The organism is Paenibacillus sp. TC-CSREp1 (assembly GCF_050171015.1).
In the GTDB taxonomy this organism is placed as follows: Bacteria; Bacillota; Bacilli; order Paenibacillales; family Paenibacillaceae; genus Paenibacillus; species Paenibacillus silvae.
Map to the genome: position 1 here is coordinate 327979 of NZ_JBNOKM010000003.1, position 21098 is coordinate 349076.

At 46.6% G+C, this 21098-nt stretch carries 18 protein-coding genes; 15 read left to right on the forward strand and 3 right to left on the reverse strand.

Annotation, left to right across the window (positions count from 1 at the left end; translation table 11 throughout):
• Positions 1 to 113 precede the first annotated feature (113 nt).
• From ACQSGY_RS06330 to ACQSGY_RS06365, 8 genes are all read left to right on the forward strand, one after another.
• Positions 114 to 803, forward strand: coding sequence for a response regulator transcription factor (locus ACQSGY_RS06330; RefSeq protein WP_111272312.1), 690 nt, complete (start codon positions 114 to 116; stop codon positions 801 to 803).
• A gap of 1 nt (position 804) precedes the next feature.
• Entirely contained in the window at positions 805 to 2265 is a 1461-nt protein-coding gene (locus tag ACQSGY_RS06335; RefSeq protein WP_427051145.1) for a sensor histidine kinase, read from the forward strand.
• A 67-nt stretch (positions 2266 to 2332) separates the two neighbouring features.
• Positions 2333 to 3286: a 4-hydroxy-3-methylbut-2-enyl diphosphate reductase gene (locus tag ACQSGY_RS06340; protein ID WP_427051205.1), complete on the forward strand. Its 954-nt coding sequence runs from the start codon at positions 2333 to 2335 to the stop codon at positions 3284 to 3286.
• Between the two features lie 333 nt (positions 3287 to 3619).
• A complete protein-coding gene (gene aroF, locus ACQSGY_RS06345) occupies positions 3620 to 4684 on the forward strand; it encodes a 3-deoxy-7-phosphoheptulonate synthase (RefSeq protein ID WP_427051146.1) in 1065 nt (354 codons plus the stop codon).
• A 413-nt stretch (positions 4685 to 5097) separates the two neighbouring features.
• Positions 5098 to 6522, forward strand: coding sequence for a type I glutamate--ammonia ligase (gene glnA, locus ACQSGY_RS06350; protein WP_111272309.1), 1425 nt, complete (start codon positions 5098 to 5100; stop codon positions 6520 to 6522).
• A 236-nt stretch (positions 6523 to 6758) separates the two neighbouring features.
• A complete protein-coding gene (gene serC / locus ACQSGY_RS06355; RefSeq protein WP_427051147.1) occupies positions 6759 to 7847 on the forward strand; it encodes a 3-phosphoserine/phosphohydroxythreonine transaminase in 1089 nt (362 codons plus the stop codon).
• A gap of 168 nt (positions 7848 to 8015) precedes the next feature.
• On the forward strand, positions 8016 to 8480 hold the full coding sequence (gene trmL, locus ACQSGY_RS06360) for a tRNA (uridine(34)/cytosine(34)/5-carboxymethylaminomethyluridine(34)-2'-O)-methyltransferase TrmL (protein ID WP_427051148.1): 465 nt from the start codon (positions 8016 to 8018) through the stop codon (positions 8478 to 8480).
• 169 nt (positions 8481 to 8649) lie between these two features.
• On the forward strand, positions 8650 to 8895 hold the full coding sequence (locus ACQSGY_RS06365) for an AbrB/MazE/SpoVT family DNA-binding domain-containing protein (RefSeq protein WP_090919903.1): 246 nt from the start codon (positions 8650 to 8652) through the stop codon (positions 8893 to 8895).
• Positions 8896 to 9030: 135 nt separating this feature from the next.
• Here the strand turns inward: ACQSGY_RS06365 and ACQSGY_RS06370 are convergent, their stop codons facing one another.
• Entirely contained in the window at positions 9031 to 9948 is a 918-nt protein-coding gene (locus ACQSGY_RS06370; RefSeq protein ID WP_427051149.1) for a serine hydrolase domain-containing protein, read from the reverse strand.
• Between the two features lie 509 nt (positions 9949 to 10457).
• Here ACQSGY_RS06370 and ACQSGY_RS06375 point away from each other — a divergent pair.
• The 6 genes from ACQSGY_RS06375 (at position 10458) to ACQSGY_RS06400 (ending at position 18186) form a co-directional block, all read left to right on the forward strand.
• A complete protein-coding gene (locus tag ACQSGY_RS06375; RefSeq protein WP_427051150.1) occupies positions 10458 to 11222 on the forward strand; it encodes an alpha/beta hydrolase in 765 nt (254 codons plus the stop codon).
• An 11-nt stretch (positions 11223 to 11233) separates the two neighbouring features.
• Complete coding sequence (locus ACQSGY_RS06380) at positions 11234 to 12193, forward strand: ABC transporter permease (RefSeq protein WP_111271454.1); 960 nt, start codon at positions 11234 to 11236, stop codon at positions 12191 to 12193.
• Between the two features lie 18 nt (positions 12194 to 12211).
• Positions 12212 to 13114, forward strand: coding sequence for a carbohydrate ABC transporter permease (locus ACQSGY_RS06385; protein ID WP_427051151.1), 903 nt, complete (start codon positions 12212 to 12214; stop codon positions 13112 to 13114).
• A gap of 53 nt (positions 13115 to 13167) precedes the next feature.
• Positions 13168 to 14769, forward strand: a complete 1602-nt coding sequence (locus ACQSGY_RS06390; RefSeq protein WP_216519473.1) for an ABC transporter substrate-binding protein — start codon at positions 13168 to 13170, stop codon at positions 14767 to 14769.
• A gap of 133 nt (positions 14770 to 14902) precedes the next feature.
• Positions 14903 to 17068 (forward strand): beta-glucosidase BglX, encoded by a 2166-nt coding sequence (gene bglX, locus ACQSGY_RS06395; RefSeq protein WP_427051152.1) that lies wholly within the window; start codon positions 14903 to 14905, stop codon positions 17066 to 17068.
• A gap of 101 nt (positions 17069 to 17169) precedes the next feature.
• The gene (locus ACQSGY_RS06400) at positions 17170 to 18186 is read left to right on the forward strand and encodes a LacI family DNA-binding transcriptional regulator (protein WP_427051153.1); all 1017 of its coding nucleotides are present in this window, start codon (positions 17170 to 17172) and stop codon (positions 18184 to 18186) included.
• 332 nt (positions 18187 to 18518) lie between these two features.
• Here the strand turns inward: ACQSGY_RS06400 and ACQSGY_RS06405 are convergent, their stop codons facing one another.
• Positions 18519 to 19583, reverse strand: coding sequence for a phosphodiester glycosidase family protein (locus ACQSGY_RS06405; protein ID WP_216519474.1), 1065 nt, complete (start codon positions 19581 to 19583; stop codon positions 18519 to 18521).
• Positions 19580 to 19990 (reverse strand): hypothetical protein, encoded by a 411-nt coding sequence (locus tag ACQSGY_RS06410; protein ID WP_184184183.1) that lies wholly within the window; start codon positions 19988 to 19990, stop codon positions 19580 to 19582. Before ACQSGY_RS06410 ends, ACQSGY_RS06405 begins: the two co-directional genes overlap by 4 nt.
• 442 nt (positions 19991 to 20432) lie before the next feature.
• Between ACQSGY_RS06410 and ACQSGY_RS06415 the strand changes: the two genes are divergently transcribed.
• Positions 20433 to 21089 (forward strand): response regulator transcription factor, encoded by a 657-nt coding sequence (locus tag ACQSGY_RS06415; protein WP_216519476.1) that lies wholly within the window; start codon positions 20433 to 20435, stop codon positions 21087 to 21089.
• Positions 21090 to 21098 lie beyond the last annotated feature (9 nt).

The following is a 21098-nucleotide window of genomic DNA, read 5'->3' on the forward strand; positions in this document are numbered from 1 at the left end:
TTTGCACTGTGCCCTTATTATAGCTTCAAACCACGCTTGAGATGGAGAAGGTGCGAATCAAGCCCGGGCCTGTTACAATGGGAATACAAACGTTAGGGTAAAGGAGAAAGACCATGCGCTCAACTATTTTGATTGTAGATGATGACGAGAAAATTGTGTCTATGCTGCGCCGAGGGCTGGCATTTGAAGGATATGACGTACAGACAGCTTCCAACGGGGCAGAAGGCCTTAGCAAGCTGATGGACAAAGAACCCGATATTGTGGTGCTTGATGTGATGATGCCGCAGATTGACGGCTTTGAAGTATGTCGCAGATTAAGGGAAGCCGGAAGCACAGTTCCGGTCTTGATGCTCACGGCCAAAGATGAGGTTCAGAGCAGAGTCACGGGACTGGATACCGGCGCTGATGATTATTTGGTAAAACCGTTTGCGCTGGAAGAGCTGCTCGCTCGTGTTCGTGCATTGCTGCGACGCAAATCCGATATCAGCAGTGTGGCCGATAACCGTCTGGTATATGAAGATATCATTCTGGATAATGATTCGCGTGAAGTGCTCCGGGACGGGAAACGTCTGGAGCTGACGGCGAAGGAATTCGAATTGCTGCATCTCTTTATGCAGAATCCTAGGCGGGTGTTGTCTCGAGATCTGATTATGGACAAAATCTGGGGATACGATTACAGCGGAGAATCCAACGTTCTGGAGGTTTACATCGCCATGCTCAGACAGAAGACGGAAGAGCATGGAGGTAAACGGGTCATTCAGACGATTCGGGGGGCCGGTTATATTTTGAGAGGTGACTCCTGACATGTCCATCCGGTTGAGACTAACCGCATGGTACTCTGGGATTCTGGCAGCCGTGCTGATTTTTTGGGGTGTCGTGATTTATGCGTTTGTATATTTTAATACGTACAATGAAGTCGAGCAGCAGCTGAAGGAAAAAAGTCTGAGAATTACGCAGCAGATCGGGTTTAACCCGTTATCACAGACTCTTGATCTTGATCCGTATGCAGAGAGTCAGCTGCAAGAGGCTCAGATTTATATTCAATTGGTTGATTACCAGACGGGATTATACAAGTCTTCGGGAAACCTGGAAAAGTCGGGAATTATTTTCCCCATCGTCAATATCAATAATATTCGTGATGAAATTGGCATTTCCAAAATAACAGTACATGGCATCCCCTTTCTGGTGAATCAGCAGGCTTTATCTCTCCAGGGAACCAATGAAATCAGAGGTTTGCTTCAAGTGGGTGCGAATGTCAGCTCACAGGAGCGTTTGTTGGAAGCGCTGCGGAACATTCTCGTCTTTGGCTGGCTGGTAGCCATGGCGCTTGCCATAACATCCGGTTTGATCCTGGCTCGCAAGTCGATGCGGCCGCTGGTTAATGTGATTGATGCAGCTAATCAGATTCAGTCGGGAGATGATCTCAGCGTTCGTATTCAGTACAACGGGCCGAAGGATGAGATCGGACGTCTGATCGAGACGGTGAACAACATGCTGGAGCGTACTGAATTGTCTTTCCGTGGGTTGGAAGAGACAAATGCCGCACAGCGCCGTTTTGTATCGGATGCTTCTCATGAATTGCGGACTCCATTGACAACGATTCGGGGAAATGTGGATTTCCTGAAAAAGCTGTGGGATCAAGAGGGTGGGGAGCGCCCGAATCTGGATGAAGAAACGATCAAGCAGATGTCTCTGGAAGCCATTGAGGATATGGCTGATGAGGGCAAACGTATGAGCCGTCTGATCAGTGATATGTTGTCACTGGCGAGAGCGGATACAGGCCAGAAAATCGAGCTTAATCCGATTCCTTTGCAAATTCTGGTACAGGAAGTGGCACGCAGAGCACAATTTCTGGATCGCCAAGCAGACTGGTCGCCAGGTGATCTTTCAATTCTGAACGGTATTTATGTGAACGGAAGCAAAGATTATTTGCAGCAGATGCTGTTTATTTTTATCGAAAATGCGTTTAAGTACACACCGGAGGGGTCTGTAACCCTGGATGCTGTCTTGTATAAAGGGCAGGTTGGACTGCGCATCAGCGATACAGGGATCGGCATGGAACGGGATCAGGTGCCGTTTATATTTGATCGCTTCTACCGTGCGGACGAATCCCGCGGAGCGACGCCGGGCATTGGACTCGGTTTATCCATTGCAAAATGGATTATCGAGGAGCATAACGGGTCTGTAGAAGTTGTAACAAGACGAGGAGAAGGAACAACGTTTATCATCTGGCTGCCGGTTGTCTTTGCCCCGCCTATTGAATAAAGGTATAATAGAAAAGACTGCAATTACAACGGCTGTACAGCCGGGAAAGAAAGCGGGTGGCAACCAAGTGGAAGTACTGCGAATTTCGCCGCGGGGATATTGTTACGGAGTTGTGGACGCCATGGTGCTGGCGCGTCAGGCGGCACGCAATCTGGATTTACCACGGCCGATTTATATATTGGGCATGATTGTGCATAACAAACATGTGACAGATTCTTTTGAAGATGAAGGTATCATTACCCTTGACGGTCCCAATCGGATGGAGATTCTGAATCAGGTGGAGAGCGGCACGATCATTTTCACAGCGCACGGGGTATCGCCGGAGGTACGTAAGCTGGCTCGGGAGAAAGGTCTGACTACAGTGGATGCAACATGTCCTGATGTGACCAAGACACATGATCTGATTCGGGAGAAAACGGCCGAAGGATATGAGATTATTTATATCGGCAAGAAGAACCACCCAGAGCCAGAAGGGGCAATCGGTGTTGCGCCAGGCCATGTGCATCTGATCGAGAAGGAAGAAGAGATCGAAAGTCTGCGTGTGCCTGCGGGCAAAATTTTGATTACCAACCAGACAACGATGAGTCAATGGGATATCAAACATATTATGAGCCGCTTGCTGGAGAAATTCCCTGGTGCCGAGATTCATAATGAAATATGTCTTGCTACACAGGTACGTCAGGAGGCGGTTGCTGAACAAGCGGGTCAGTCTGATCTTGTGATTGTTGTAGGTGATCCGCGCAGCAATAACTCCAATCGTCTGGCGCAGGTGTCAGAGGAGATTGCGGGTGTGACTGCATACCGTGTGTCGGATGTGTCCGAAATCCGGCAGGAGTGGCTGAAAGGTGTACAGAAAGTGGCTGTAACATCAGGAGCTTCAACACCAACACCAATTACGAAGGAAGTTATTCAGTACCTGGAGCAGTATGAGCATGATCAGCCGGAGACTTGGGAAATCAAGCGTACGGTAAACATGAGTAAATTATTGCCACCGGTAAGAGAGAAAACTCGCACCACATAATTTCCAGATGAAATATCTGAAACAGATAAAGATATATAGAAAACTATATATGGTAAAGAAACGGAAACATCCTGCTGTGACATTCCTTTATTGGATATGGCGAGCGGGATGTTTTTTTTATACTGTGTGGAGACAGGAGCAGGTATGTTCATCCATGTTTCATCTTGACGAAGAGAAATAACTGTGATATATTTGCTTTAGTGATTAAAAGCTTAAAAGCGAACAAGCGTTTAAGCGCGACAGAGTTTGATCTGAATATACATTCACAATTACACAACCAGACGAACGAAATACACAAAGGTGCTCTTATACAAGGAAGGATGGGAGAATAATATGATCGTAATTGCAGGCAAGAATACCTCGGAGGATCAGATCCAGGATATCGTTAGTGTTATTGAAAAGGAAGGGCTTCAGGCACATGTCTCTCGCGGAGAGGATCGCACGATTATTGGTCTGATCGGTAAAGTGGAGCCGAAAATGCAAGAACATCTGCGCCAGATGAAGGGTGTAGAGAATGTGGTGAAAATTTCAAAATCGTACAAACTGGCAAGCCGTGACTTCCATCCGGAAGACACTGTCATCTCTATTAAAGGTGTGGATATCGGCGGCAAAGAGCTTGTCGTCATGGGCGGACCTTGTGCCGTGGAGTCTGCAGCACAGATTGATGAGATCGCTGGACTTGTTAAAGCCGCGGGCGGACAGGTGCTTCGCGGAGGTGCCTTCAAACCACGCACAGGCCCTTACAGCTTCCAGGGAACAGGTGTAGAAGGTTTGATCATGATGGCTGAAGCAGGACAGAAGCATAACCTGCTGACGATTACAGAGGTGATGACACCGGAGTATGTAGATATTTGTGCGGAGTACGCGGATATTTTGCAGGTAGGAACACGTAACATGCAGAACTTTGATTTGCTGCGCAAGCTGGGCGAGTGTGGTAAACCTGTATTGCTGAAACGTGGATTCAGTGCGACATACGATGAACTGCTTAATGCAGCAGAATACATTCTTGCAGGCGGTAATCCGAATGTAATGCTGTGTGAACGCGGTATCCGTACATTTGAGTCTTACACGCGGAATACGCTTGATCTGTCAGCAATCCCTGTATTGCAGTCTCTGAGCCATCTGCCAGTTATCTCTGACCCGAGCCATGGAACAGGCCGTCGTGAGCTGGTCGAGCCAATGACCAAAGCTTCGGTAGCTGCCGGAGCAAACGGTCTGATCATTGAGATGCATACCGATCCCGATAACTCTATGACTGGAGATGGCGTGCAATCCCTGTTCCCTGATCAGTTTGCCAACCTGCTGCAGGATCTGGAGAAATTAGCTCCGATTGTAGGCAAAACGTTTAACACAGCTAAACAGTCTGCTGACTTTTTCCCGGCACGTGTAGGGGTATAATTCAGCTGCATAACGGAAAATAAGCCATTCAAACCGGACTTTTGCCTCGAATTGTTCTTTGTGAACAATTGAGGGAGATGTCCGGTTTTTCGTCTATTTTGCGCGGATGAACATATTTATTAATCAAAGGTGATAAGAAACATTTATGATGTTACGTTTTTCCATCATTTAGGCGATTTTCGGGGTTACTTCACCGCATTAAACCAGTCAAATGTTCATATAAAACGTTGTTATATGAATTTATATGTATTGTAAAATGTAAGTATACCTAACATACCTGCAAAAAATACCTTACATAAGTATTGACGATGTCACATTTGAGATTTTATAATGACGACAGAAAAAAATTCGAATATATAGACATTTTCTTCGTGGGGTTGTTTAATGTTCGGAATATTTGGGAGGACGAATACATGTCGGTTGAAAACGTATTGAAATCAATTCAAGAGAACAACATCGAGTGGGTAGATTTTCGCTTTGTAGATTTGGCTGGTCGTGCGCATCACATCTCTTTGCCAGCTTCGGCTGTTGATGCAGACACGTTCGTAAATGGAGTAGCGTTTGATGGTTCTTCGATCCAAGGTTTCCGCGGTATTGAAGAGTCCGATATGGTTATGATGCCGGACCCTGAATCGACTTATGTCGATCCGTTCACTGCACACCCTACACTGAATGTTATGTGCGACATTTTCACACCGGATGGCGAGCGTTATGAGCGTGACCCACGCAGCATCGCAGTGAAAGCTGAAGCTTTCCTGAAAGAAAGCGGCGTAGGTACTGCGGCGTTCTTCGCACCGGAATCCGAGTTCTTCATCTTCGACGATGTTCGTTATGAGAGCGGCACAAACAGCTCCTCTTATTATGTAGATTCCGAAGAAGCAGCATGGAACACCAACCGCAAAGAAGAAGGCGGCAACCTGGGCTTCAAAGTTCGCACAAAAGGCGGATATGTTCCAGTAGCACCAGTGGACACTCAACAAGATATCCGTAGTGAAATGTGCCGTTTGCTTGAAGAAGCCGGCTTGTCTATCGAGCGTCATCACCATGAAGTAGCAACAGCTGGTCAAGCTGAAATCAACTTCCGTTTTGATACGTTGAAGAAAACAGCAGATAACCTGCTTGTATACAAATACATCGTTCATAACACAGCACGTCAATATGGCAAAGTAGCAACGTTCATGCCAAAACCATTGTTTGGCGACAACGGTAGCGGAATGCACGTTCACCAATCCATCTTCGATGGTGATTCCCCATTGTTCTATGACAAAGGCGGATATGCAAACCTGAGCGAAATGGCTCTGCACTACATTGGCGGTATTCTGTACCACGCTCCGGCGCTGATCGCTTTGACAAACCCAAGTACAAACTCGTTCAAACGTCTTGTACCTGGTTATGAAGCACCAGTTAACTTGGTATACTCCAAAGGTAACCGTTCCGCAGCTGTACGTATCCCGGTTGCTGCCGTAACACCTAAAGGCTGTCGTATCGAGTTCCGTACACCTGACTCCACAGCTAACCCATACCTGGCATTCTCTGCAATGCTGATGGCGGGTCTGGATGGAATCAAACGCAAAATCAACCCGACTGAGCTTGGATATGGTCCACTGGACAAAAATATCTATGACCTGTCTGATGCAGACAAAGAAAACATCCGCAGTGTACCAGCTTCCCTCGAAGAAGCATTGGATGCACTCGCAGCTGACCATGAGTTCTTGACTGAAGGCGACGTATTCACAAAAGAATTCATCGACAATTACATCAACCTCAAGCGCGATGAAGCTAAAGCTGTTGCAATCCGCATTCATCCGCACGAGTACAGCCTCTACTTCGACTGCTAATCGGTCGAAGTCGGAACCCGAGTGGTTCCTGCTCAAAGCCTCCGGGAGTTGCTCTCGGAGGCTTTTCCTTGAAGCAAACAGTGCAGTGCTTTAACTTTTTAGGGTGATAAAGGAATTTGATAGCCTGAAATGCGTTTTCAGTGCATATTTCCCTTGAAGCGGTCAGGGAATACTGATATCATAGCGATAATATTTACTTCATATGTCAGTTAAGGATGGAAAGGGCGGGGAATTTTTTGACAAAGAGAGCGTATAACTTTAATGCAGGACCAGCAGCATTGCCATTAGAAGTATTGGAGCGTGCCCAGGCGGAATTTGTAGATTTTCGTAATACAGGTATGTCGATTATGGAGATGTCTCACCGCGGAGCCGTGTACGAGTCTGTACATAATGAAGCGCAGGAGCGTCTGTTGTCGCTGTTAGGCAATCCTAAAGGATATAAAGTGCTCTTCCTGCAGGGCGGTGCAAGCACTCAGTTTGCGATGCTGCCGATGAATTTGCTCGGGGCAGGTCAGACAGCCAGTTACATCATGACAGGCAGCTGGGCCAAAAAGGCATTGTCTGAAGCGAAGCTGATTGGTGAGACGCAGATCGCTGCATCATCGGAAGCTGATAAATTTATGAAATTGCCGAATGTTTCGAACCTGGAATTGCCTGAGCGTACGGCTTACGTGCATATCACTTCCAATGAAACGATTGAAGGCACACAGTTCAAGTCGTTCCCTGATACGGGATCTGCACCGCTCATTGCAGACATGTCGAGTGATATTTTCTGCAAACCGTTTGACCTGAATCAGTTTGGCATGATCTATGCAGGCGCACAGAAAAACCTTGGTCCTTCGGGCATTACGGTTGTAATCGCACGTGAGGAACTGGTAAGTGAGTCTCCAAAAACCATTCCAACGATGTTCCGTTACAGTACACATGTGGACAACAACTCCCTGTACAATACACCGCCATCCTTCTCGGTTTATATGGTGAACGAAGTGCTGAAATGGATTGAAGAGCAGGGTGGTCTGGCTGGTGTAGAGCAGAAGAATATCAAAAAAGCCGAGCTTCTTTACAATACAATTGATTCCTCCGGTGATTTCTATCGTGGCTGTGTCGTGCCAGAAGACCGCTCGTTAATGAACGTGACGTTCCGTCTTGCATCTGAGGAGTTGGAAAAGAAATTCATTAAAGCTTCTGAGCAGGAAGGTTTTGTTGGTCTGAAAGGGCATCGCAGTGTAGGCGGTCTTCGCGCTTCCATCTACAATGCTGCACCATATGAGAGTGTTAAGGCACTTACTGACTTTATGAAACACTTCCAGCAATCAAACGGATAATTGTAAAGTAAGAAGACCAAAACTACAGCATCTAGCCTTCGAGAAGCAGTTTCACGGTTGAGCGGCTGCTGTTCCAAAGCCTTCCACATTGACGTGTGGGAGGCTTTTCTTTAGAATTAAAGGATTGTTGTAATTACGAACCTGAACTAAAAAGGAGATCTAACACATATGGCATTACACATCGTTCTTGTTGAACCGGAGATTCCAGCTAACACAGGCAATATTTCGCGGACGTGTGCGGCAACGGGTACCCATCTGCATCTTGTTCGTCCATTGGGATTTCGGACAGATGATGCTACGCTTAAACGTGCCGGACTGGACTACTGGCATGCGGTTCATATTGAATACCATGATTCGTTTGCTGAGGTGCAAGAGAAGTATGCGGATGCGCGTTTTTTCTACGCAACAACGAAAGCGAAAAATCGATATAGCGATTTTGAGTTTCAAGATGGAGACTTTCTCGTATTTGGCAAAGAAACAAAAGGGCTTCCGCCTGAGTTAATTGCTGCAAATCCAGAGACTTGCATGAAAATGCCGATGTCGGGGGACGTTCGGTCGTTAAATCTGTCCAATTCGGCAGCGATTATTGTGTATGAGGCGCTGCGCCAGCTGAATTTTCCCGGATTGGAGTAGTAAAATAAGCTGCAAAATGAGGTTAGAATTCGCTGAAAAAACATTTTTCAAAAAAAAGGACAAAAAATGTTTATTTCCAGCAGGATTCGACAAATTTTTGGCGAATCTATAGATATAGTACTAATGTACCTAGAAATTCAGAGTAAGATAGGAGAGGTGTGCCGTAGCTATGAAGCCAGCTGGAGTAGTTCGCAAAGTTGACCAATTGGGTAGGATCGTATTGCCTAAATCTTTGCGTAAAAGGTATCAAATGAATGAAGGAGATCCTGTAGAAATTCTAGTGCAAGGGGATCATATTATTCTGGAAAGATATCGCCCGAAATGTATTTTCTGCGGTTCGATGGAAGATGTCAATGACTTTAAAGAGCGTTACATATGCGCACAATGCTTGGAAGAAATGACTCAGCTATCATAAGAAAATCAGATACAAAAACGCCATGGAGCTCTGAAGCTCTATGGCGTTTTTGTATCTTGGTAAAATGAATCAGCCAGATGAAATCGACTCCTCCGATCACTCTGTCGTCGTCGTAACCGTGTGATCAGCTCTATTTCAGTTTAATATAGGCAGAATTTGCGCCCAAACGGCATCCAGAATGCCTTGCATATTCTCTTCCTGGCTATTGATGCTGATGACTGCATCTTCGGAAGGCAGCATAATGCAGAATTGACCATAAGCTCCATCAGCACGATAAGCACCATGCGTGCACATCCAGAATTGATAACCATAGCCTTGTCCCCAATCTCTGTTTCCGTTCCCGCTTGTATCTATTTGTTTCCGCGTAGCTGCTCTGATCCACTCGGCAGGAACAAGCTGCTGATTATTCCAGAGCCCTTCCTGAAGAATGAACTGACCGAATCGGCTTAATTCCTCATTAGTCAACCATAGACCTGCACAACCGAGGGTCACGCCAAGAGGAGAAGTCTCCCACACAATATCATGTATACCGAGTGGTTCAAACAGTCGTGGAATGAGGTAATCTTTAACTGTTTGGCCGATTGCTGCCTGCAGCATGGCTGAGATCATAAATGTATCACCGCTGCTGTATGTAAAATGCGCTCCAGGCATTCGGTCAAGTGATAGAGACATGTAATGTTTCGCCCAGTCTTTTTCCTGCAAGGAAGCTCGTTCGTCTGCCCAGAGCGGGGGTGAATCATGGCCTGAAGACATGCGCAGCAGATCCCGCAGTGTAATCTCTCGCGGGGAAGGAAGCTGTGAAGAGCTGCATTGTGCTTGATCATAAGGGAAGTAATCGCCCAGCTTTGCGTCCAGATGAATAAGCCCTTCCCGAACGGCCAGACCGACGGCCATGCAGGTGAAGGATTTGCTGACAGAATGCTGTACACGGCGGAGATCGGTATCCTGATGCCATTCCTCCAAGAGCTGTCCATGCTGAAGTACACGAACAGAATGAACCTGAAGCTGCTGCGTTGTAATGGTGTCTATAAAGCCTTTCAGTTGTTCAGACATGATACCCTCCTGATTTAAGGATAAATCCGATTTGTTTCATCAAAAATGCATTTGATTTTAATCTAGTGAAACGTTTCCGTAATCTGATCACAAAATTAGAACTCATGTTAGTACAAACTTGCTTCAATGTCAATTCAGGTGCAAAAATGAATGGTTAAACTTTAACATGCTCACAATAAAAGTGTCTTTTGGATCAAAATTGAAGCTGTTAAGTCACTGTTTTGATAAAATAACGCGAAAAATGTAAAAAGGTTATTGACAGGATTTACTCATCGGGATTATGATTTATTCGAAACGATTCGAAGAAATCGCTTCCAAGTAAAATGTTGATATTTTAAGTCTTAGTAAATCAACGTTGGTTATGTTTGAAACGATTCGAGAGAATCGTTTCGATAACAGAGCTTTCACGGGGAGCATGAGAGAACGTTACAGCACACAGAGAAAAAGAGATTCGCAGTAAAACGCAGTAAGCCGTAGTCAACAGCGGCAAAGCTGAAAGGGGTTACGAAATGGCGCATATTACGATCGAAACCGGATCGCCTACATTATGCATGAATACCAGCATACATGTGGTGTCCAGTGACTCCGGAGAGACTTCAGGCGGTACACTATATCTGCTCCACGGGGCTGGAGACAATGCGAGCACATGGCAGCGTCTAACCACCATTGAGATGTACGCAGCTCAGTACGGCTGTACCGTCATCATGCCGGAAGCAAACCGTAGTTATTATACCGATATGGAATACGGCCTGAATTACTTCCACTACATCACTAAGGAGTTGCCCGAAATATGCGGAAAACTGCTCCGGCTTAATACCGATCCGGCCAAAACGTTTGTTGCCGGGTTATCCATGGGTGGTTACGGCGCTTTAAAATGCGGCCTGACTTTTCCTGAGCGATATAGCAAGATCGTATCGTTATCCGGGGTGACGAATCTTCAAGCAAGGCTTCATGATCCGCACATGCCTGAAGGTATGGTCAAGGAAATGAAAGCGGTTTTTGGGGAACGGTTACAGGTAAAGGCCGATCAGGATATTTACGCATTGTCAGCCAAGCTGCTGGAGCAGGGAGCCCCCTTGCCTAAGATTCTGAGCTGCTGCGGTGACCATGATCCGTTTGTGGACATGAACCGGGACTATGCCGAGTACATGCAGGGAACTGCATTTGATTTTCGGTATGTGGAGACACCGGGGACGCATGAATGGAGATTTTGGGAACAGCATCTGAAAACGATGTTTGATTTTCTTTACAACGACAACACCATAGTAGAGTGAGGAGATGCAAATTGAAACCTGCAGCCGAAGGACCTAGCAAAAAGCTGAAGGCAAACATGAGAGGCAAGTCGCTTTGGACTGAAATCTGGAAGCACCGAATGACGTATACCCTGCTTGTACCCGGGCTTGTCTGGTTGATCCTGTTTGCTTACATGCCGATGGGCGGCCTGTCACTGGCATTTAAGGATTACAAGGCAAACCTGGGAATCTGGGGAAGCCCTTGGAGTGGATTTGAGAATTTCAAATACGTCTTCCGTGATCCAACTTTTATCGATGCCGTATGGCGGACGCTTTACATTAACATTCTGAAACTGATTATTCAGTTCCCATTCCCGATTATTCTGGCACTGCTGCTGAATGAACTGCGGATGCGCAGAGGGAAAAAGTGGTTCCAGACCATTCTGACATTCCCGCACTTCCTGTCCTGGATTATCGTATCCGGGGTTGTAATCAACGTGCTTGCTTATGACGGATTGGTGAATAGTGCACTCTCGTTACTGGGATTGCCAACGATTAATTTCCTGGGCTCTGAATCCAACTTTGTTCCGATGCTGCTTCTGACGGATATCTGGAAATCGAGCGGCTGGGGTGCGATTATCTTCCTCGCGGCAATCTCGGGTATCGATCAGGACCAGTATGAGTCTGCACAGATTGACGGGGCATCCCGGATGCAGCAAATGTTCCGCATCACCCTGCCAAACATCCTTCCTACGATTACGGTTATGTTTATTTTGTCCGTTGGCGGATTGATGTCCTCTGGTTTCGACCAGATCTTCAACTTGGCGAATGCAGCAACGAAAAATGTATCGGAAGTGCTGGATGTATATATTTACCGGATTACGTTCCAGTCCTCAACCGACTTCTCATTCTCGACAGCGGTCAGCTTGTTCCGTTCCCTGGTGAATATGGTGCTGCTGCTTCTGGCTGACAGATTTGCCAAGTGGCTTGGCGGAGACGGTTTGTTCCGATAAGAAAGGAGGAGTAACGAAATGAGCAAGAAAGCTGGAAAAAAGCCGAAGATTGGCACGGAACGAATGACCGTTCTTGATTATGTGATCTTCGCGATTTTGTTAGTGCTGGCACTGATGATCCTGATTCCATTCTGGAACGTCATTATGATCTCGTTTGCAACACAAAAGGAGTATGCCGAAAATCCGTTCCTGATGTTCCCGAAAGAATTCACGTTGGACTCTTACAGAGCGTTGTTCGCTGACGGAAGCATCCTGTCGGGTTACAAAAATACATTGATTCTGCTTGTGATCGGTTTGCCGCTCAGCTTGTTCCTGACAACAAGTATGGCTTATGGTCTGAGCCGCAGCAATTTCCCGTTCAAAAAGTTTCTCTTTTTCCTGGTGCTGTTCACCATGATCTTTAACGGAGGTATCGTTCCACTGTACCTCATTATGAAATCCTTGCATCTTACAGGTACGTTATGGTCCGTCATTCTGGCGGGAAGCTTCAGTGCCTTTAACATGATCCTGATGATGAACTACTTCTACACCTTGCCTGAATCGCTGATGGAGTCGGCAAGGCTGGATGGGGCAGGGGAATGGAGAATTTTGTTCTCCGTTGTTCTTCCGCTGGCAACACCAATTATGGCAACCATCACTCTCTTCTACGGGGTAGCCTACTGGAACAGCTGGTATGATGCGATGATCTTCCTGCGAAAAGCAGATCAGTTGCCGCTGCAAAACGTGCTGAGGAACATCATTGTCACATCTACGACCAATGCTTCCAATGCATCCAGTGTCGATGCCGTGAAGCTGAGCAGCTTCTCGATGGGGATGAAGATGGCTGCGGTATTTGTCACGATGGTACCAATTATGTGTTTCTTCCCAATGCTGCAAAAGCACTTTGCCAAAGGGGTATTAACAGGGGCTATCAAGACCTGATTTTACACATAGGATTTCCAAAGAAATTCGACTAAAAACATGGGGGTAAAAGCATGAAAACGGACAAAAAGCTGTCAGTCAAATCGTTATTTGCGATCACACTCTGTCTCTTGATGTTGGTGGTATCCGCTTGTTCCAACAGCAGCAGTTCAGAAGGTGGCAACGAGAAGGATGCGGAAGGAAATTACAAAGATAACCTGACCATTTCTGTAGCGAACCTGACTGAAGTGAAAAACGGAAACATGGACAATGAGTTCCACAAGTTCTGGGAAGACAAATTCAACATTAAATGGGATTACAACTATATTGACTGGGATTCCTGGGGTGAAAAGCTTCGTCTGTGGATCAACTCTGGCGACCTGCCGGATGTAGCGGTATGGAACTATGTACACGGCGATGCAATCAACAATATTGATCAAGGCTTGTTCTACAAGTTTCCGGATGACTGGAAAGAGCGCTGGCCAAACGTTGCTGCAGCATACAAGCTGACAGGACTTGGCGATAAGCTGGAAGAACTGACAGGCGGTACGTATGTGCTTCCTAGACCGATTTATTTTGAAAACAAACCGGCAGACCCGTTGACGAACCAAATTGGTGTTATCGCTCTTCGCAAAGACTGGGCCAAAGCCGTTGGTTTTGAACTGAAAGATGCGTACACAACTTCTGAATTGAATCAGTTCGCTGAACTCGTGAAAGAAAAAGACCCGGGCAAGGTGGGTAATAAACTGGTGCCATTGTCTTACAATGCTGCCGATGCAATGACAAACATCATTATGCCTAACAATGTTCATGCAATTACAGATGTTCCTTTCTACAAAGGCGAAGATGGTAAGTTCCATTGGGGTCCTGCAGATCCGGAAACACTGACAGGCCTGAAATTGATGCAAAAAGCATACAAGGATGGTCTGCTTAACCCAGAGTTCTACACTTGGAAAAACAATGAAGGACAAAACAACTTCAAAGTAACAGGTACTGCAGCTGTAACCAGTCTTGGTGGACTCGCTTCATACAGACAAGGTCTGGATTCCGATATGAGAAAAAATCTTGGTGTCGACAGTGATGAGCTTGTTCACACAGCGATCGTGCTGGGCGATGATGGAAAATACCGCAACATGGAACAAGCGAACTTCTGGTCTGCTCTGATCTTCAATCCGAATATCAGTGATGAGAAATTCGAACGTATCATGGATCTGATCGATTACTCCGCAACCCAAGAAGGACAACTGCTCATCAATATGGGCTTTGAAGGAAAAGACTGGAAATATGATGACAACAAAGAGCTGGTAAGCTTGCTGCCTGAGGGAACTGTACTGGAAGACAAATATCCTGCACGTTTTGAAGGACTTTATCTTCTTGGCGATGACTTCAGTGTTGTGAATCCTGCAATCAAAAAAGATTACCGTGACAGAGCTGTGGAATTATTCCAAGAGAAAGCGAAGTTGGGTACAGAAGGAAAATCGTTGGCACCATACGATTGGGATGTTAACCTGTACGATTCCAAAGCGAAGAGTCAAGCTACTTTCGATTACCAAAACGAATACGCCAACTTGATCCTCAAAGGCGGAGACCTGGAAGCCAACTGGAAAGAGTGGGTTAACAGCAAAATGTCATTGGTTCAACCATATCTGGATGAACTGAACGAGAAGTTCAAGTAAAAACGTAAAGCAGTAAAGAACAGAATGGGGATGGCAGGAGCGTTCTGTCTCTCCGTCCGATTGAACCCGGTGCGCGGTCTCTCCCCGAACGCAGCCGGGTTCTTTCAATTAAAATGTAGTGGAGGATGGTTACGTGAATAATCAGCAGTTGATGGATTTGGTGAATCAGATGACGCTGGAGGAGAAGGTAGCCCAGTTGCTGCAGCTGACTGCCAACTTCTATGAGGGAACAGATACACAGGGTCAGATTACAGGGCCGATGGAAGAGATGGGCATTACAGAGCAATCGGTCAACGCAAGTGGCTCGATTCTTGGATTGTCTGGAGCACAGGCCATTATGGATGTGCAGCAAGCTTATTTGAAAAAAAGTCGTCTAGGCATCCCGCTGCTGTTTATGGCAGACGTGGTGCATGGTTTCAAAACGATCTTTCCCATTCCGCTGGCAATAGGCTGCTCATGGGATCTGGAGCTTGCGGAGAAAAGCGCCGAGATTGCGGCGCGCGAATCCGCGGTATCCGGGCTGCATGTTACCTTTGCACCGATGGTTGACCTGGTGCGTGATCCACGTTGGGGCCGTGTAATGGAAACAACGGGTGAAGATCCGTATTTGAACAGCTTGTTCGCTGCTGCTTTTGTACGCGGTTATCAGGGAGACAACCTGACGGAAGAAGTGGATCGTCTTGCGGCCTGTGTCAAACATTTCGCAGCGTATGGTGCAGCTGAGGGCGGTCGTGATTATAACACGGTGGATATGTCCGAGCGTCAGCTTCGGGAGTATTATTTGCCAGCATATAAAGCGGCACTGGATGCAGGTGTGGAGATGGTGATGACCTCCTTCAATACGGTTGACGGTATCCCGGCCAGCGGCAACGAGAAATTGATGCGCGGCATTTTGCGTGATGAATGGGGCTTTGACGGAGTGTTAATCTCCGACTGGGCCTCGATCCGCGAGATGATAGCCCATGGCGCGGCAGAAGACGATCGTGAGGCAGCATATCGTGCTATTCGTGCGGGTGTAGATATGGAGATGATGACACCATGTTATGTTAATCATCTGCCAGAGCTGATTCAGAAGGGGGAAGTGGAGGAGCAGCTAGTGGATGAAGCGGTGCTGCGAATTCTGCAGCTCAAAGACAAGCTGGGGTTGTTTGATAATCCGTTCCGCGCTGCTGATCCTGTACGTGAACGCGAGATTGTTTTTTCCAAGGAACATCGTGAGGTGTCGCGAGAACTTGCGGCGAAGTCCGCTGTATTGCTGAAAAATGAAGCGCAGGTTCTACCGCTTCAGCCCGATGCAAACGTTGCGTTAATCGGACCGTTTGCCCAAAGTGAGGATATTCTCGGCTGGTGGGCTTGTGAAGGCGTCAAGGCTGATGCAGTGAAGCTGGGAACTGCACTTCAGGAACGTCTGCCGCAAGGTACGGTTCGAACAGCGCAGGGCAGTGATGTACACACGATTACGGACGAGCAGATTGCTGCGGCGCTTGAGGTTGCACATCAGTCGGATGTGATTGTGCTTGCGCTCGGTGAAGATTCCGAGATGAGTGGGGAGGCTGGATCGCGGACAGATATTCGTCTGCCAGCAGCGCAGCTGCAGCTGGTACAAGCGCTGAAGGCAACGGGTAAACCGATTGCCAGTGTTATTTTTAACGGTCGTCCATTAGACCTGCACGGAGTGGTGCATGAATCACATGCTGTGCTGGAAGCCTGGTTCCCTGGTAGTGAAGGTGGGGCAGCTATTGCTGATGTGCTTACAGGCGCGGTGAATCCGTCAGGCAGACTTACGATGTCTTTCCCTCAATCGGTTGGACAAGTGCCGGTGTATTACAATCATTTCAATACGGGTCGCCCAATCAACCCGGATAACACCGAGAATCGTTATGTTTCCATGTATCTGGATAGTGTTAATGAACCGCTGTTCCCGTTTGGTTACGGACTTTCTTACACTTCATTCGTATATGGTGACGTTGAGGTTTCGGCTGAAGAGATGACGGCAAACAATCCGCTGACTGTTCAGGTTTCTGTAACAAATACCGGTGATCGTCATGGTGTGGAAACTGTGCAACTCTATGTTCGCGATGTGAGCGGTGATGTCGTTCGTCCAATGCGTGAGTTGAAGGATTATGTGAAGCTGTCTCTTGCGCCGGGTGAGCGCGGAACAGCAACCTTTACCTTGTCTGAGACTCAGCTCCGTTACCACCATGCTGATCTTGGATATCGCAGTGATCGCGGGGAGTTCCGCATTATGGTAGGACCAAATAGCAGCGATACACAGAGCCGTACGTTTAAGCTCGTTTAAAGCATTTTGTTCTATGGTGTAACACCAACCATAAGCTATATTTAAAAATCAGGTCTTTCAGTAGTGAAAGGCCTGATTAACATAACAGAGGAGCGAAGAATATGGTCAGTATCAAGGATATCGCCAAAAAGGCGGGAGTTTCCATCTCGACCGTATCATACGCGCTGAATGGAAGCAACAAAGTGACCGATGAGACCAGTTCCAAAATACTGGCGATTGCCAAAGAGCTGAATTATGTGCCCAATGCGGCGGCCAGAACATTGAAGAAGCGAGAATCGCGGATTCTGGGTGTGTTTCTTACGGATTTCAGCGGTGATGTATACGGGGATCTGTTAAGTGGCATGAAGGCGGTATGCAATGCTCAGGGATATGATCTGATCGTATGCAGCGGCAAGCAGTCCCATCGGATGCTGCCCGAAAGAATGATTGATGGTGCGATCATTCTGGATCATACGTTTGCAAGTGAGGAACTTATGCAGTATGCCGATCGAGGGCATAAGATCGTTGTGCTTGACCGCGAGCTGGAGCATGCCAACATTAATCAGGTGCTGCTGGATAACAAGGCTGGAGCTACACTGGCGATGGAATATTTGATAGAAAAAGGGCATAAAAAGATCTATGTCGTGACGGGGCCGGAAGGTTCATTTGACTCGGTACAGCGCTTGAAGGCCGTAAGACAGGTAGCAGAGCGTGAAGCGGAGGTGGAGTGGATCGAGATTGTCGGTGATTTCGAGAAAAGCGGAGGAGAACGGGCTGCAGATCAAATTGTGCAGACGTATACGGAACCGGCCGCTGTATTTTGTCTAAACGATGAGATGGCGATTGGATTATGTGACCGTCTTGCGGAAAGTGAATTAAAGGTGGGCAGGCAGATTGATGTCATAGGCTTTGACCATATTGAACTCAGCAATTACATGCAGCCTAGGCTGGCAAGCATCGATTATTCCAAACGCAAGTGGGGTGCGCTTGCAGCAGAGCAGTTAATTAAGATCATAGCTGGAGAACCTGTAGATCACGAGCGAATCTATGTCACCTTGGTAGAGGGAGAGTCTGTAACGGGGCCGAAACAGGCCGATTCCCTGTTGTCCTTGCCTGGTGAACGTGCAGTAAGCTATTGATCAGATATGGCGTCTCGCCCGGTGACTGCCTGTCAACATTAGAACGTTATAGCAAGAGACAAGCTTTGGAGGAATGGCGCTGTTCTTTCAAGACTTGTCTTTTGCTGTATGCGGAGACATGAAAAAAGCCTCTCCGGGGAGAGGCTTTGCCTTACAGGCCTTTTGTTTTGTCTTGGTTGTAGGATGCAGTGAGAATGCCTGTGATAAATAGCGTTAGTACAACTGCAATAATCCAGAATGTCAGTGAAAACGACATGCACTTTGCACCTCCTGCACAAGCTCATTTACTTCTATTATAACCATAATAGGTAGAAAAGGAATGCTTTACCCTGTCATTTGTAAAATAAAAAGTGGGTAGGTACAGGTCTCAGATTGCCATCTGAAGGTTTATTGATGACCCGGTTGTTCAGAATCAGGGAGGAGGAGCCGCCCCCATCCAGATTATAAGCGTCTATTACACCGAGCTTGGCCAATCTGCCCTGCATCTCTTCCAGTGTTGCGCCGGAGCTTCCATTTTCATTATATCCATCAACCACAATGATTAATAGCTGATCATCCTTGTAGTTGCCAATGACGGTTCGAGGTGCACGCTTGGGAGATACCTTCCATTTGTCCGGAATAATCGTTTTCTGTCCATTTTTCATAAGTACGGGTACAAAGGTTGCTCCGAATTGTGGCCGCAAGCGGTCCAGAGAGCCTTGATCAAAAAATTTGCCTCCGACAAGCTTGCCAGCATCGTTAAGTCCGACGAAGAACAGGTCCTTGAAACTGGCTTGAAAACCGTTCACATATTTTCCGTTCATTACAGTTGTACTCAAAGGGTAACGTTTGCCGCCACTGTCTGCGAATCCGCCAGCGTTAATACCCGCAATGGCTCCGCTTCGTTTCACGGCCTGCATCGTTGTCTCGGATCGTCCAGGCTCACTGTTCAATGCCATCTGCATCGCGCTGTGATCTTTCAGTTTGACCTTCATCGCATATCCGGTATAGGTACCCGGATTGACTCGATACATCTCAATCGTAATCCGGTCGCTGTCTACTCGTTCAAACGGCACACCAAGTTTGGAGGTAATCCGCTTGTTGTAGATCGTTTCCGGCCTGGATGCCTGAACGGAAGCCTTCTGCACAATAGTAGACATGGTACTGGTCGTTTGGTTATAAAGCTGTGTTGTTCTTTTAATAGAAGAAGAAGTTTGAATCGCGGCCTCCTTTGCTCCCGCCAGTTCCTTGCTGATTGTTTTGGTCTGAGCAGTAACATGCTCTTCAGGCAAGTTAGCAGGAAGCAGAGTGCCTGTATCAAGTTCAGGACGTAATAGCAGCAAACAGAAAATTAACCCAATGAAAGGAGCGAGCGCAAGCATAAAAAAACGATTAACCTGTTTGACGGGTGTAATCATTTGAGCAGATCCATCTTTTTCTGGAGTGCGTCCAGTTGTTTTTTCACTTCGCTCAGTTGGGTATATAATTTGTTGCTGTTATCCGTTTTGTTGCTCGCATTATCCTTTGTAAAAGTGAGCAGTTCATTGAAGGATTGAACCTGTCCCTGCAATGCGGCTACTTCGGATGAAATGGTAGAGAGCTGCTTTTCATAATCGGTTTTCAAAGCATCGATCTGCTGCTGTGTATGAACCTGAAGCTTGCTGATCATCTGTTGCTGAAGATGGTTGCTATAGTAGTAGGTACCTACAACTCCTAAAGCAATGAGAATGATCCACATGACAAGAAACAATTTGACGGATGATCCAGCCTTGCCTTTGGCGCTCCGGGTGTGATGGATGTCAGAAGACGGATCGGATAAATTCATAACATCACTCCTGGTTTTGATATTAAGGTTAAAAAATTACCAATTCTCATTCTATCATGCTGTTATTCATTACGCAAAAATGAAATTCTTTAAATAATAGAATAAAAAGAGATTGCATCGGAAGGAAGTCCTAGGATACAATTTCTTATAGATGCAATAAGTAGGAACTTTGGGCGGGGTTTTCGACTTTTTTAGATAGAAATGCAGGAAAATTATACTAGGTTTTGATTATTTCAGGCATGTAAGAGTATCTATCTGGGCGTTTTCGTAGTGAGATACAGTCAGGAAACAGAGCTTTTGAGCGTCTGAAACCTGTATTTTCCTATTATTCGACACAATCCGACTTTTACTTCATCTATACTCGGACTGTCGCATAAACTGCGAAAAGGATATGGATGGATAACAGAAGCCAATTGTCCAATACATAACAGGAGGAAGCACAATGAAAAAAGTATGGCAGGTGGTCATCGTAGATATCCACCCCACCAGCATGCTGGGTACAAAATTAATTTTGGAAGAGCAGCAGGATTTGAGCGTACAGGGTATGACTTCGACCGGAACAGAGGGTCTTGACCTGGTGAGTCTGCACAAGCCAGATCTTATTCTTATGGATTACCGTCTTCCGGAGGGGCAGGCAGATCAATATATCTCCAGGATCAAAGAGCTTTCGAAGGATACCCATGTCATCATTCTGACCGATGAAGACAATGTGAAGCTTTTTCGTCATCTGATGGCCCTTGGGGCCAGCGGTATGTTATCCAAACAGGCCTCCCCGAGCCAACTTATTCATCTGATCTCCGGCCTGAGGGAAGGGTACGTTTCTATTCCTTTGTCATGGCTTGATAGTGCAGAATGGGGTCAGCCTTCCGAACCTCCTTCAGAGCAATACGCAGTTGAGTTAACAGAAACGGAAACTTTTATCATGGAAAGGATTGTTCAAGGGGTAACCTATGATAAAATAGCGAGTGAAATCAATGTGAGCAGACGCTCGATTGATAATTACTTGCGTAAAATCTATGTGAAGCTGGATGTCAGCAGCAGAGCACAGGCCATCGAACGTTATGCCTTGCATGCAAGGCAGTCCAAGACGGTATCCTGATTATCGCTT